The organism is Gluconobacter sp. P1D12_c, from assembly GCF_018812105.1.
GTDB lineage: Bacteria > Pseudomonadota > Alphaproteobacteria > Acetobacterales > Acetobacteraceae > Gluconobacter > Gluconobacter oxydans_A.
Window position 1 is genome coordinate 1 of record NZ_JACSIQ010000677.1, and the last position, 396, is coordinate 396.

The following is a 396-nucleotide window of genomic DNA, read 5'->3' on the forward strand; positions in this document are numbered from 1 at the left end:
CGCTCGCGAAACAGCCAGACCGTTTTGGCATCCGGCACCCGATCTGAAAGTCCCAGCCCAAGGAAACGCATAAAGGAGAGGCGATCGTTGATCAGATATTCCGTCCGCTCCTCAGACAAATTGATGAACGGACGGAATATCTGATCAATGACCGCCTGTCCTTCATGCGTTTTCTTGGTCTGGGGCTGTCAGATCGCGTGCCCGATGCCAAAACGGTCTGGCTGTTTCGCGAGCGTCTGACACAGGCGGGTGCGGTCGATGGTCTGTTCAATCGCTTTGATGCAACCCTGCGGAACGCTGGTTATCTCCCGATGTCAGGGCAGATCCTGGATGCAACGCTGGTCGCGGCTCCCAGGCAGCGCAACACAAATGCTGAGAAAGCGGATCTGCGTGAAG

2 pseudogenes are annotated in these 396 nt (G+C 56.3%); one reads left to right on the plus strand and one right to left on the minus strand.

Features of this window, described 5'->3' with window-relative positions:
* Window positions 1–122 (minus strand): annotated as a pseudogene (locus tag KP705_RS18700) (transposase); the annotation flags it as partial.
* Here KP705_RS18700 and KP705_RS18705 point away from each other — a divergent pair.
* A pseudogene (locus KP705_RS18705) lies at window positions 123–396 on the plus strand (transposase); the annotation flags it as partial.